The sequence below is a fragment of the Pedobacter sp. UYEF25 genome (assembly GCF_054061655.1).
On the sequence record NZ_JBSSEL010000011.1, the window covers coordinates 38010 to 52736 of the forward strand.

A 14727-nucleotide genomic window follows, 5' to 3' on the forward strand; every position below is an offset into this window, starting at 1 on the left:
ATTATTTATATTTCTGTCTAAAGTTCATAGTCCATTCTGCCACTTGAAATAAACCGTCTCCACGATTGGTTAAGATGTTCATCCTATAATACTTATAAGGGGTAGTATTATCAAAATCAAAAACTTTTGTTTGAAAACGACTTTCAAAAATCTGATCTTGGCGGGTATCAAGAATTGTCCAATCAACGTTGTTTAATGAACCCTCCAGTCTCCAGCTCTTCATATCACGTGCTTGCGCATCATTTGCAGACGTAAAAGTATAAACGTTAGAAACAATTGGCTCAGGCGATTCCCATGTCATTGAGATTTTCCCAGTATTCGGATTAAAGCCAGTTAACCATTTCGTTAGTACATTCCCATCGGTTAACTTAATAAATTTTTCGCCGGCAGATACACGCCCATCAAACTCATTAGGGTCTTGAAAACTAAAGGTAAATTTGCTTCCCAAATTTTTAAACAAATTTCTTGGTGGTGGAATGTAGGTTAACCGGCTCACAAACCCGCTAAAACCAAACACGTGATCTGGTTGTATCAAATGCACAATTCCATTTTTTGTTGCAATATTTACCGAGCTGGTTGTAGATAAAGACCAATTGGGAACAAATATGCTCCTGGCAGTATTGGCAAATTCTATAATTTCAGATCCCCCATCTTGATACCCTTCAGCATCTGCATAGAGACGCTTTCCATGCATAGGATAGCCACCTCGAACACTAAATAAACTCTGGCCATCACCAACTGTAAAATCACTCGATTTATAAGATTTCCTGATAATGTAGTAAGAAACCATCGTATCTAACTGTGCACTGTCTGCCTTCGCTTTCCCAATATCCCTGGATGCTGAGGACTTTCCAGAAGCTAATTCCGATAAAAATACATTGGGTTTTCCTTGTGTCTTACGCAAGTTATTCAAGTTATTTAGCGCAATTTGAAAGCTGGAATTAGAAACAGCAAATAACGTAACATTACTGTCTGTTAAGTATTTCTGCATTCCGAATTGATCTATCAGGGATACTAAAGAATCATAAACACCGGGTTTGCTCTTTAAGTATTCATAAGTATTCAATGGCGTAGATGCATCAATATTTGTTTTGGAATAAAATCCCTTCTCCTTTGTGCACGAGCATTGGAAAATTACAAAGCCTAAAATTGCGGCAATTAAATATCTGTTGTATAAATTCGATTTTTTCATATTTATTAGACCTAAACTATTTCCAATAAGAATTTTGAGTTAACAATGGATTCTCGGCTAAAATCTTGTTAGATATAGGCCAGAAGATGCCGCCTGAACTGATTAATTTTTTAAAAACTGGATCCTTTTGACTGATTTTTTCATAGCGCACTTTATCATACCAACGTTGTCCTTCGCCCATCAATTCCTTTTGCCGCTCGGAAAAAATGGCTCCAATTAAATCTCCATTTTGAGCCTCGCTGTAGGGCACATAAGTTGCCGAGTTCTCGTTAACTTTACCAACGTTATCCACATTATATCTTAACTGTCTAACCGTGTTGAGCGCTGCAATTGCGCCATCTTTTTCGCCCAATACCGCTAATGCTTCTGCACTTAATAAGGTTATATCTTCTAGTCTGGTAAATACAATCGCACTGGAGAATATCCGAAAAGTTGGATCGGATGATCCTGCCTGGATGACTTTAATTTTACTAAAGATGGGATATTTGCCTTGATAGTTTGTGAAATACAATTGAGAGTGAACAATACCCGTTGTATCGATATTAAACCTGGCATCGTTTGGTTCCTTGAATATCCGAAGGATAGAATCTTTAGTTACAAAAACATCTGGAATACTTTTATTTACAACTGGTTCTGCTAACGTTAACGATTCTATATTTCCAGTAAAACTTGCATCCTGATGTCCATATACGAAACTAAAACCAAGCAATTGATTGTCTTGTTTATCAGAAAATAAACCGTCTCTTTTTGTTAGATCATTGGTATTAGTGTAACCCATACCGCCTTTAGGGTAATTATCCAAAACGAATTTTGTATATACAGTCACATCGGCATATTTACCCCGCCAAGCAGCAACATGCGCAAGTGTGCCGTACGCACTTAGCTTTCTTACTAGCGCGCCTCTCCATCTTGTTCTGTCTTCATTATAATAGTTCCCCGGTTGTTGAATATCATTAGCGCTATACAAGTAGGGTAAATCTGTCGCTGCTGCTAGCATTTCTTGTTGACAGAACTCCAAAATAGCATCTTGATTCGTCTTCCCTTTATTTTCAAAAGAACCATCGTTAGAGGAAGTTACAAAAGGAACGTCGCCCCAGATTCTAACCATATAAAAATACGCAAATGCCCTTAAAAACCTTACTTGAGCAACATCCACCGTCATGTTATTTTTGGTGTAACGCGCATCGTTATCCTTCACTTCATGAATTCGTTCAAGAAAAATGTTTGCTGCATTAATGATGGCGTAAAATCTTCTCCAGTTCGAAAGTGATTCTACAACGGGGTAAGATGCGTTCAAATCATTTTTAATAATTGCTTTCAAGTCTTGACGAATTGGACTATCAAATGCCCCCATACGAACATCTCCATAAATCCAATGCCCGTTATTTTCGGCCAAGGCTGATCTAGTTAACCCGTAAACACCGATTAATGCAGCTCTAGAATCCTCTATTGTATTCCAGAAATTCACTTCATTAACTAAACGCGTTGAATCTATATCTAATGCTTTTTTACAACTTCCTGCCATCAGGGTCAAAAAGATAAGACTCGGCAAAATTATTCTTTTCATATTATCAATTTTAAATGATACTTGTTAATACTCTATCTCTGGTCGAAAATTAAAGATCCATTTTAATACCTAGAGTAAAAGTTCTTGGGATTTGCAATCCATATCCAGTGTCATAACCCGTATAATCAACCAATTCAGGGTCCTGACCTGAATACTTAGTTAATGTAAATACATTATTTACAGTACCATAAACCAAAACGTGTTTTACTGAAGGAGTTTTCTTTTTAAGGATTTTGGTTAAATCATAACCAACCGTTACTGTTCTTAATTTAAGGAAAGATGCGTTTTCCAAAAATAAATCCTGGTTAACCTGATATGGTGCAACAGAACTCCATGGATTATATAGAGGATACTTGGCATAATCCCCTCTTTTCTCCCAAAAAGTGATTTCTTTAACCGAGTTTATATTATTTAAACCCTCACGGTTAACAAAATCAAAACGATTGGCCATTTCTTGATTAATTAAACTGCGACCTAAATTATAATAGAAGTCAAAGCCTAAAGACCATTCCTTATAAGTAAAATTATTGTTGAAACCTCCTGAGACAGTTGGCAAGGAATGCCCCTGTAGCGTTTTATCCTTATCATTGATTACATTGTCTCCATTAAGATCTTTCCATCTTGGATCACCTGCCTTTAACGGAATACCATTGAAATTCAACTTTTGCCCACTACTATTTACTGGAACTTCATCATCAGTTTGATAAATGCCTTCATTTTTAAGTAGCCAATAACCATCAACTGCTTCTCCTACCTTTAAAAATCGATCGCCAATTGCCAACTCTGTCAAACCACCTGGTAATGCAGTGAGCTTATTTTTATTAAAATTGAAGTTGAGGCTCGAGTTCCAAGCAACTGTGCTAGTAGAAGGCAAGATGTTTGCACTAAGCATCAAGTCCACACCTGTATTTTTTACCGCCAATCCATTTTTGAAAATAGTATCATAACCGTATTCCGCACCTGATGGAACCCCCAAGAGCTGATTTTTATCTTCTTTGCTGTATAAGTCGATAGTAGCTCTGATTCTGTTTGAAAGAAATGCAGCATCCAAGCCAACATTTACTTGGTCTGTATAAGCCCACTTTAAATTATAACCAATTGAGCCTGATGAATAAGGACGCGTTAATGATGCAAAACCGTTATAACCGGGTGAAATTAAATTACCTGCAAATCCGATAAAAGCGGTGTACTGCGGGCCTTGAGAGAATCTATCATAATACTCATTCCTTCCAAGTCGGCCAATACTTGCGCGTAATTTTAAATCGGATACCACCTTGCTGTCTGATAAAAACTCGCTCTTCACATCCCATCCCGCAGAAAACACCGGAGAATAGAACCAGCGACTGGTCGGTTGTTGGTTAGAAGAACCATCCGCTCTTAATAAAGCCGTAAAGGTGTATTTCTTTTTAAAGTCATAAACAACTCTTCCGCTAGCAGAAACCATATTGTTTCTGGTTTTATCTAAAAATTTATAAACAAGACTACGATCGTAAACAAATGGGTTTAAATAATTACCATTATTAGGATCGGACTCTAGTAAATTTAATTTTATAAAATCATTGCTTCCTTTATAGGCATAAGCATAATTATACTTATAAGTGTCATACTGAATAGAAGCACCTGCTTCAAAACGGAGATTATTATCTTGATTTAAATTTAGATCATAGGAAGCTGTGTTGTCCACAGAAACTCGTTGGCTATATCCAAAATAATTTGAAGCATAATTGGTGGTTTGCATTAAGGTACGAGGGTAAAAAATGTCTCTATATCCCTCATTATAATCAACCCCAAATGTGGAATGAAATTTAAACTTACCTAAATCAACACCTATTCGCGTAAAACCTTGCAGAATGTTATTCCGATTGTTATCAAACCCTTTATTAAACTCCGCAAGATATTGCGAGTAATTTTCGTTGTTTGGAGTTAATGGAGAACTCAAATCTGGTATATAGTTCACCTGACCCAACCTGTCTCTTACATTTTTATTGCGGTCGCGGTCAACGCGATTGGCATTTACCATTGCCGAGAAGGTTAACCATGCAAGTGGCTTCATATTTACCGTAAACCGTGTACTATAACGATCGCTTGCTGTTTGATCTGCAATGCCTTCATGACGAAGATTGCCAATTGAAAACCGGAAATTTGCCCGATCCCCACCCCCCGAAATTCCAGCATTTACGGAATATACTAGGGCTTTTCTATAATAACTATCGGTCCAATTAGAGGGGCCATAATAAGAATTATTTAATGAATCACTTAAATATAAAGGATATACATCATTCGCTGAATAACTGCCATTGGCTGTATATTTGTCGTAAAATTGCTTTCTGAAGTTATTCTCGAATTTTCCATTAATGGTAGTTACCGGATTGTTTTCTGCAACCCCAACATAGGAATCAAAGTTAATATTTCTTTGTTTAGAAGCTCTTTTAGTGGTTAACAAAATGACACCATTTGCTGCTTTAGGCCCGTAAATTGCGATGGCTGACAAATCTTTTAAAATCTGAACGGACTCTAAATTATCCATGTCGATAAAGGCCAGCGGGTTGGTAGCCGTTCCAATACGGTTAAATTTAAACTGCTGTATATCTAGTGCAAAAGGATGTTCAGAAGTAAGGGGTATCCCGTCCAGAACAATGAGCGGTTGAGTTTGGTACAAATCTTTGACATCAATTAAGGGTGTCGATGTTCCATGGATAAACATGTTTTGCACCGTTCCAGGCTCGCCACTTGGCTCTTGAACATACAAGCCTGCAGCTGCTCCCTTAATAGATTGTTGCAATGAAATTGCAGGAAACAACGCCAACTTTTTAGGATCTAAAGATAGACTCCGAACTTGCTTATTAATTGGCACATTCAAATCCTGTAAGGTATCTTTACCTGCCGTATCCTTGCTTACGGTCACCTGTAAAAGCATGAAATGGGAAATTGGTTTAAGTTTCCCAGCGTTTGAGTTGCTTCCATAGCTATAGGTGGTGGCCAGGCCTAAGGAAACAAAAAGGCAAAAACGCGAAAAAAGGCAAAAACGCATAATTTATTTGGGTTTAGGTGTATAAGAATGTTATAAATGGCTAATCCAATTTCCAAACTTCCATTCAGTCATTGAAAGGGTTTAGTAAATTGGTTAATGATTAGAATGTTTACAAAAGAAAATAAGGGCAACCTTCTCGTCCGTGGTGGTCTTGGGGCTAAAACAGGGAGAAGCAATTAGAAATAATTTTGTAAAGGTTTTAATCATAATAACTGTGTCTATGTTTTTATTGAGAGAAGCAATTGATTTTTAAAAATCCCAACTTCTATTAAATGATCACTTAAATTCTTACCGCTTTTTTTTGGACATTATATCTCCTTACTGAATCCTTAGAATCAGTCTGAAGCGATAAATAATATCTTTCTAATTTTTAGTAAAACAGGTATTTGTCCGTTTTACCTAGAAATTATTATTTTGAATTGTAAAATGGTTTTTGATTTCCTACTGTATTTTAGCTACCTATAATAACAGGTATTAAAAAATATTTACGCAGGGGAAATGGAATAGTAGAGTTTTTCATATTTGGTTTTTTGGTTAGATAGTTTGTTATACTCGCTGATTCAAATATAGAAACGTAAATCGTTTTAACAAACAGTTTTGTTACAATTATCTTTTTTATTTTTATTGCGGTTAAAAATTATCAATTTCAAAATTTAAATGGTAATTATATATTATCTTTTTACTTAAAGTCAAAAATGATTAAGTATTTGGTACTTTTTCCAACCATATTTTTTAAATAAAACGTATAGTTTTATGGAATATATGTCCTAAAATCACACTATTTCAGCGTGACATTCAAATGATCTAATAATTTAAGTGCGTAACAATTCAGGAACAAATGGTTAAAAAATGTTAAAATTCAGTAACAATGTTATTGCATCAACTTTTTTATTTCGGAAATTTTGCAAAAATAATTCGGAGCACAGTTCGCATTTTGTCTGAATGACCTACCGAGTTCAAATTACCTCTTCCTAAAATACTTCTATTAAAAACAAATTTTGTAAATATCTTATTCGAGAAAAACTCATGAAATCTTATCTGGAAGTTCCATCAAGAACAGCTATCTCATCATTAACAGAAAAGCTTTTAATATATTTGCAGTACGCTATCAATACAATTAATACATGCCTACAGAAATAAAATGCCCGAGTTGCGCACATGTTTTCCCAATGGAAGATGCCATGGCAGAAGATTACAAAAAAGAGCTTCGAGAAAAGATGATTGCCTTTACCAAAGAGAATGATGTAAAGCTACAAAAAAGAATGGCCGAAATTGAAATTGAAAAACAGCACCAGCAAAAAGACTTCGATGCACGCCTTTTAGATCAACAAGCGAAACTTAAGAGAAGTATAGAGGAAAATTTACGCAAAACCATTGGTGAAGATTTTGAAAATCAAATGCTAATGTTGCAAGGAAATGCAAAAGAAAACGAAGAGAAGCTAAAATCTGCCCGAGCAAAAGAACTTGATTATTTAAGAAAGGAGCAGGCTTTAAAAATTCAGTCAGAAGAAATGGAGCTTGCTTTCACGCGCAAAATGCAAGAGCAGCAAACGGAATTGGTGGATAGGGTGCGAAAACAAGAGGCAGAAAAGAATAGCCTAAAAGACACAGAGCACCAAATGAGGTTAAGGGAGCTTGAAAAACAATTGGCAGATCAGAAAAAACTTGCAGAAGAAGCAGTTAGAAAAGCGCGGCAAGGAAGTATGCAGTTGCAAGGCGAAGTACAAGAACTCGCTTTAGAAGAGCTTTTAAGAACAAATTTTCCCTTCGATATTATAGAAGAAGTTGGGAAAGGCGTTAGAGGTGCAGATTGTGTGCAAATTGTGCGCAACCAGTTTGGTCAAGAAAGCGGTAAAATTATCTACGAAAGCAAGCGAACGAAAGAATTTGGTGGCGATTGGGTAGAGAAGCTTAAAAAAGACATGCGTAGTCAGGGGGTAGATGTAGCTGTAATTGTAAGTCAATGTTACCCAAAGGGAATGGAATGCTTTGGCCAAAAAGATGGTGTTTGGGTTTGTTCCTTTGATGAAGTTAATGCAGTTGCCTATGTACTAAGAGAGGGTATTTTACGTATGTCTGCTGCGATGAAATCTCAAGAAAATCGAGGAGATAAAATGCACATGTTATACGATTACCTGACTGGATCTGAATTTTCTGAGCAATGGAAAGCCATTAGAGAAGGATTTCTATCTATGAAAATGTCTATACAAAAAGAACGCGACGCCATGGAACGCTTATGGAAGTCTAGAGAAAAACAACTGGAAAAAGTATTGTTAAACGCCACACATATACGGGGTTCTATTGAAGGGATTTCTGGCACCGACAGCATACAATTGAGTTTGACAGATGATGACGACGAAACACTTCTATTGGATTAGGGAAAACAACATTTAAAAAATTAATACCATCGATATTGAAAATAATATTAAGAAAACAACATACAAATATGACAACTAGAAATAAATACATTAAGTCTTTTTCCATGCTCATGGTCTTTTGTCTTTGCCTGATGAAACTGAGTGGTTATGGACAAGAGCTCCGATCGCCTGACGGTAACCTCGCTGCGAATTTTGTATTGGCAAACGGTGGGGTCCCCACTTATACCTTAAATTATAAAGGCAAAACGGTAATAAAACCGAGCAAGTTAGGCTTAGCACTTAAAGCTGACACTTCCCTGCTTGATGGTTTTGAAGTAACCGATACAAAAAAAACAACGTTTAACGAAACCTGGAAACCTGTTTGGGGCGAGGTTAAAGAAATTGTAAACCATTATAATGAGCTTGCTATAACGCTTACCCAAAAATCTACCGATCGGTACATCATTATACGCTTTAGACTTTTTAATGATGGTTTGGGTTTTAGATATGAGTTTCCACTCCAAAAGAAATTAGACTATTTTGTGATTAAGGAAGAAAGGACGCAATTTGCCTTAGCAGGTGATCATAAAGCATTTTGGTTGCCCGGAGATTATGACACCGAAGAATACGAAACCGTAACCTCCAAATTATCTGAAGTCCGCGGAAAAATGAAAGCTGCAGTTACTCCAAATGCATCGCAGACCACCTTTTCACCTACTGGGCTTCAGACCCCTTTAATGATGAAAAGCGCCGACGGACTTTACATCAATATACATGAAGCTGCGCTGATAAATTATTCTGCCATGTCTTTAAATCTGGATGATAAAAATATGATTTTAGAATCGTGGCTAACGCCAGATGCCATAGGAGACAAGGGCTATTTACAAGCGCCTTGCGTGTCGCCATGGCGAACCGTTATAGTAAGTGATAAAGCGGCTGATATTTTAACGTCCAAGTTAATTTACAATTTAAACGAACCGTCTAAAATAAAAGACGTAAGCTGGATTAAGCCGATAAAATATGTGGGTGTTTGGTGGGAAATGATTACTGGAAAAAGCACTTGGGCCTATACCAACTTGCCTAGTGTACAACTTGGCGTAACAGATTATAGCAAGGCGGTTCCAAATGGTACACACGCTGCAAATACCGCACATGTTAAAACTTATATAGATTTTGCTGCAAAGAATGGTTTAGATGCGGTGTTGGTTGAGGGCTGGAACGTTGGATGGGAAGATTGGTTCGGAAGAACGAAAGATTATGTGTTTGATTTTGTAACGCCTTACCCAGACTTTGATGTGCAGGAACTACATCGCTACGCGGCAAGCAAAGGCATAAAAATGATTATGCATCATGAAACCTCTTCCTCAGTACGTAATTATGAAAGACACATTGATACGGCTTACAAATTTATGAAAGCAAATGGTTATGATGCGGTAAAAAGCGGCTATGTAGGAAATATCATCCCGAGAGGAGAACACCATTATGGCCAATGGCTAAATAACCATTACCTCTATGCCATACAAAAAGCGGCGGATTATAAAATTATGGTAAACGCGCACGAGGCTGTCCACCCAACAGGGCTTGCCAGAACCTACCCAAATTTAATTGCTAATGAATCTGCTCGTGGTACAGAATATGAAGCCTTTGGAGGCAACCGTGCCGATCACACCACCATTTTGCCTTTTACCAGATTAATGGGTGGTCCGATGGATTATACTCCAGGTATTTTCGAAACAAAAATTAGCACATACAATCCCGCAAATACGTCTTTTGTACATAGCACACTCGCTAGGCAACTCGCACTTTATGTAACGATGTATAGTCCGCTACAGATGGCGGCAGATTTACCAGAAACCTATGATAAATATATGGATGCTTTCCAATTTATTAAAGAGGTAGCTGTAGATTGGGATGATACTAAAGTGTTAGAAGCAGAGCCCGGCGATTACATTACTTATGCGCGTAAGGCGAAAGGAAAAAACAATTGGTTTATAGGAAGTACTTGCGATGAGAATGGAAGGCTCTCTAAAATCGATTTTAGCTTTTTGGATCCAGGAAGAAAATATACAGCAACCATTTACGCCGACGCAAAAGAAGCAAATTATATAACAAACCCAAAAGCCTACCACATTAAAAAAATTAAAGTCACCAATAAATCGAGGCTATCTCAATACTGCGCTCCCGGCGGTGGCTACGCAATTAGCATTATTGCAGATTGATTTGAATGAGTTGATTTATTAAACCGAACAAAATCAGGGTTTCCATCGCTAGAAACCCTGATTAATTTTTTAATAGGTAAAAAACTGATACATCCCAAACAATCGAAGTTTCTACAAATAACTCGTGATGTAAAAGCTAACTAAAATTAGCACAAAGCATCAATCAAATAATTCTTGTTCATCTCTATCTGCTACTTTAATTTTCTTCAAAAAATCGTCAAAACCAGGTCCATCGTGGTCTGAGTATGTACCATAGGCATCAATAATGTAACTCATGTTACCTTCCTCATCTTGCAAAATATACAACACAGAATTATCGCCAGGATCAGATTCACCTTCAAACCTATACGTCTTCACAATTGTAACATCCTCTGGCTTATAAATTTTTGAGAGTGTTGCACTCTGCATTTTACCATGATCAGACATTTTCAGTTCATTGTCTTTACCGTTTAGCCTTAATTTTTCCATTACCTGACTTAAGGTGTTCATTACTGAGGGCTGTTTCATGGTTTCTTAGTTTTTATGTTTAAGTTTAACAATTGGTTGTTTAAATGGTTTTTTATTGATCATAAAAGAACGCCACAATCTAATATCACTTAAAAAACTAGACATTATGAAAAAAAATCTGCTTATTTTATGTACAGCGGCATTTGCATTTTTAGCCGGTTGCACAACCAAAGAAAAAGAAGTTGCGGTTTCTAAATTGATGGAAACTGCCGATAGCACCAAGGAAATTGGCACAGCAAAATTTTACCAGTTGGCAGACGGAAAAATAAAAATGGATTTGGAAATAAATTACGCCGTCCGGGCAGACAGCAATGTAGCCGTTCACTTTCATGAACATGGTGAATGTGGCGACATGGGTAAAGCTGCTATGGGCCATTGGAACCCGACCAACGAAGCGCACGGAAAATGGGGTTCTGCGGCGTTTCACAGTGGCGATATCGGCAACATCATGCTAGATGCAAAAGGCCATGGCACCATATCCGTCACCACAGATAGATGGAGCATAAAAGACGGGGACATAAAAGACATTATTGGCCGGGGAATTATTGTGCACGGTGGAATGGATGATTATGCCTCACAACCTGCAGGAAACTCTGGTCCGCGTGTAGGGTGTGGCGAGATAAATGCTGTTAATTAAATCACCAACCTCCAAACAGAAAAAGGACAATTATTTCTATAATTGTCCTTTTTCTGTTAACAAACTTACTGGAACTGATTAAATGTGAATTTACAAAAACTGCTTGACCCTTTTTAAGCGATTACATCAACTGGTAGCTCATTAAGCGATCGCATAAACCTTTAATTGCTTCTTTAACAGTAAACGCGCTTCATGAATCCTAGTTTTTACAGTCCCTAGCGGAATATTTTGCTGCTCAGCAATTTCATGGTATTTATAGCCTTCTACATAGCGCACAAATGGTATCCTATACACATCAGGAATCGTATCCAACACCTTTTTAACATCATCCATGATCATAGTGCCAGTAGATTTGTTGTGATCTGCACTATACAATAGATTTACAGACGATATCTCATCGTCTTGAGTAATTAGGGCCCTTTTTCGAGCCTCCTTCCTGCATTTATTAATGAAGGTGTTTTTCATTATTACGAAGAGCCAACCTGTTAGATTCGTGCCTGGTTCATAATTTTTATAAAACCGTATTGCTTTAACCAAAGTGTCTTGCACTAAATCATTTGCGTCTTCTAAATTTTTAGTAAACTTTAATGCATTTTTGGTCAGCGACGAAATATGGCCTTCAACCATGGTACTAAATTCTTTTTCCAACATTTCATTTAAGTTTTAAAGTGCGACTACTAAATTTAGCCAAAAAAGACAAATTACATACCGTACATGTGATGTTCTAAACCATAGAATTTTAGCAAAACATGCAAAATAGTGGCTCTTGCGCCTGTAGCTAAAGATTGGTAAAATGCTTTTTACAGAGCAAATTGAAAATTCAGTATTTTTACGCCAGTTTTAACGTACTTGTTTTTAAGCCGATTCCTGCCAAAAGACGAATTTTTATAAAATAGTAGAGAAAAAAGGACATTTGTCAACCCTTTTCGTTTACGATTATTCTATATAACCGTTCGAGTATGCAAAACGAATAAGCATTGCTGTATTCTTGGTACTAGTTTTATCTAGCAGTGCCTGTCTATGTCCTTCCACAGTTCTTTTACTTAAAAATAGCTTTTCGCCCATTTCTCGATTCGTATATCCTTCGGCAATAAGCTGAAGTACTTCAAGCTCCCTGATTGTAAAGTCCATTTCACGCTTTTCTTTCAATTGTGAAGCATTTTTTAGAAGTTCATCGAGCATTCTAAGCGATAACTCTGCACAGACATATCTAGTTCCAGCCTGAACGGCTTTCAGTCCAAAAACAAGCTCATCTTCTCCTAAATTTTTTAATAGATACCCCTGCGCACCCGCCTCGAAAGCCTGAGCCAGATATTTATCGTTGTCTAGCATGGTTAAAACTACCACTTTAGTTGATGGGCTTATAGTCTTCAAACTTTCTATTAATTGAATGCCATCCATCTGTGGCATGTTGATGTCTGCAAGTACAATGTCTGCTTCTACGCCTCCATTTATTAAATCTAAAACTTGCTGTCCGTTAGATGCTTCCGAAACAACGGAAATATTGGGTTGGCTTTCAAGAAGCATCTTGATGCCATTTCGGACAATGTTATGGTCTTCGGCTAATATTACTCTTATCACAGTTACTTTTCTTTGGTGTAGATACCTGAATATCCATTTTACGTGCCAAAACTTTAAAGTTAACTTGTTTTAGACCTTAATACCGCGGCAGGTTTTCTAAATTGCAATAAGAATAATGCAAAAAAGATATCGCTCAATTTTGAAACTTGTATCCTTCTGATAGAGATTATTTCTATAAATGGCGTTGTATAATTGTTGAACATGCCATTAGCCATTAGACTTTTAAACGGAAAAGACTAAGTAAATGATTGTAAATCAGCAATAAATTGGACCATACCATTCTAATCCTAAAAAATTTGCTGATCAACTTAAAAAAATCAGAATTTCTTCTTTGATATCTTTGGATAGAAAATGTAAAATCAAGCGTCTATTTATAATATGAAAATTATCCATAAAAAGCTCGCCCGAACACTTTCAAGCCTGAAAGGAGATGAGAATCTCCTAACAAGAAATGAGCACACAAACCCTTAAAGAATGAAAATCTAAATAGGTCTTTAAAACGCCAATGGCTAGGATTAAATCCCACGCGAGGCAAAATTGATTAAGACCTGAAAATTGTTCGAATTAGCATTTACACAGTAACAACACCGCCCTGTACTTTCTTAACTTAAATTATTGAGATAGGTTAGGCTGACTACAAGATTTTATAGCCTAAGCTTAGCTGAAAAACATTTGCCTTTTGCTTATACGTTTCGCTGTTGCTCAAATTGGTTAAGCCTGCAACATAACGTAGATCCACAGAAAATTTCAGGATATCTATACCTGCTCCAGCTTGTATTGAAAAAGATTCTTTTTTATAGCTTTTAAAATCTTTCAACTGGTCATATTCAGAACTGAAGGTAGATTTATCGTCTAAAAGCAACGTAATTGCGGGTCCAGCCATTAAACGAAAATTAAGGTTTTTTGCGCCTATACTTGTTCCGAACAGAATCGGCACGTCTAATGTAGTAAACTTAGCCGTTCCAGCAGCGGTAATCTGATTGCCATTATTTTGGAAACTTAAAAATTTATTATCCTTCGTGCCAATATAGGCCTCAGGCTGAACATAAAAACTTGCCACACCTAAACGCGCCCACGCACCGATTTGATACCCCAGCCGATTTTCTGTTTTCGCATAATCGGCATTTATTTTAGCCAGATTTACACCTGCTTTAATTCCCAAATTAAAAGACTGTGCTTGTGTATTTACCGCAAATGCAATGACAATGGCCGTTAAGAAGAGTATTTTTTTCATGTTGTTTAGTTTATTATTGCGTTTAAAATTGATTTAACGCATTTGTGAGGTTTAATCGTGTGTAAAGATGGCGAATATTTAGAAGAGTTTTTAAATACAAATCATAAATCGAGTATACCAACAAAATAATTATTTACTTTTGCCTAAAATATGTTTATGGCCAACTTTCAACTTACAGAAGAAAACGCTTTTAGGGTGAAGACGAAATTTCTAAGAAAATACCGTGATTTAGTAGACCAGCCATTGGATTTTTCGCCGGGTAATGAGGATAAACTGGTGGAAGACATTATGCGATTGGTTAAGAGAAATAGAACGTATGTAGAATTTACGCTACAGAAAGCGATCGCAGACCCAAAGGGAAATCGGCTTTAATTTTTGCCGATAAACCTCACTTTCTTTTTT

The 14727-nt window shown here is 36.8% G+C and carries 11 protein-coding genes; 4 read left to right on the forward strand and 7 right to left on the reverse strand.

Translation table 11 applies throughout. The annotated features are described in order from the left end of the window. Position 1: 1 nt before the first annotated feature. The 3 genes from ACVWYG_RS11600 to ACVWYG_RS11610 are packed head-to-tail and all read right to left on the reverse strand — an operon-like array spanning position 2 to position 5676. Entirely contained in the window at positions 2-1192 is a 1191-nt protein-coding gene (locus tag ACVWYG_RS11600; protein WP_457270386.1) for an ATP/GTP-binding protein, read from the reverse strand. Positions 1193-1208: 16 nt separating this feature from the next. Beyond that, complete coding sequence (locus ACVWYG_RS11605; protein WP_457270387.1) at positions 1209-2759, reverse strand: RagB/SusD family nutrient uptake outer membrane protein; 1551 nt, start codon at positions 2757-2759, stop codon at positions 1209-1211. Positions 2760-2808: 49 nt separating this feature from the next. Then, on the reverse strand, positions 2809-5676 hold the full coding sequence (locus tag ACVWYG_RS11610; RefSeq protein WP_457270388.1) for a SusC/RagA family TonB-linked outer membrane protein: 2868 nt from the start codon (positions 5674-5676) through the stop codon (positions 2809-2811). Between the two features lie 1238 nt (positions 5677-6914). Between ACVWYG_RS11610 and ACVWYG_RS11615 the strand changes: the two genes are divergently transcribed. Beyond that, on the forward strand, positions 6915-8168 hold the full coding sequence (locus tag ACVWYG_RS11615) for a DUF2130 domain-containing protein (protein WP_457270389.1): 1254 nt from the start codon (positions 6915-6917) through the stop codon (positions 8166-8168). Between the two features lie 68 nt (positions 8169-8236). Then, positions 8237-10366 carry a glycoside hydrolase family 97 protein gene (locus ACVWYG_RS11620; RefSeq protein ID WP_457270390.1) on the forward strand — a complete coding sequence of 710 codons (2130 nt, stop codon included), beginning with the start codon at positions 8237-8239 and terminating at the stop codon, positions 10364-10366. Between the two features lie 159 nt (positions 10367-10525). Here the strand turns inward: ACVWYG_RS11620 and ACVWYG_RS11625 are convergent, their stop codons facing one another. After that, entirely contained in the window at positions 10526-10873 is a 348-nt protein-coding gene (locus ACVWYG_RS11625; RefSeq protein ID WP_457270391.1) for a hypothetical protein, read from the reverse strand. A gap of 106 nt (positions 10874-10979) precedes the next feature. Here ACVWYG_RS11625 and ACVWYG_RS11630 point away from each other — a divergent pair, with 106 nt between their 5' ends. Then, entirely contained in the window at positions 10980-11510 is a 531-nt protein-coding gene (locus ACVWYG_RS11630; protein ID WP_457270392.1) for a superoxide dismutase family protein, read from the forward strand. Between the two features lie 141 nt (positions 11511-11651). On the opposite strand, the gene ACVWYG_RS11635 is transcribed toward ACVWYG_RS11630, so the two are convergent. From ACVWYG_RS11635 to ACVWYG_RS11645, 3 genes are all read right to left on the reverse strand, one after another. Then, positions 11652-12161 (reverse strand): RNA polymerase sigma factor, encoded by a 510-nt coding sequence (locus tag ACVWYG_RS11635; RefSeq protein ID WP_457270393.1) that lies wholly within the window; start codon positions 12159-12161, stop codon positions 11652-11654. Between the two features lie 285 nt (positions 12162-12446). After that, positions 12447-13091, reverse strand: a complete 645-nt coding sequence (locus ACVWYG_RS11640; RefSeq protein WP_457270394.1) for a response regulator — start codon at positions 13089-13091, stop codon at positions 12447-12449. A gap of 634 nt (positions 13092-13725) precedes the next feature. Beyond that, a complete protein-coding gene (locus ACVWYG_RS11645) occupies positions 13726-14325 on the reverse strand; it encodes a porin family protein (RefSeq protein ID WP_457270395.1) in 600 nt (199 codons plus the stop codon). Positions 14326-14481: 156 nt separating this feature from the next. Between ACVWYG_RS11645 and ACVWYG_RS11650 the strand changes: the two genes are divergently transcribed. Next, positions 14482-14697, forward strand: coding sequence for a hypothetical protein (locus ACVWYG_RS11650; protein WP_457270396.1), 216 nt, complete (start codon positions 14482-14484; stop codon positions 14695-14697). The last annotated feature ends 30 nt before the right edge of the window (positions 14698-14727 follow it).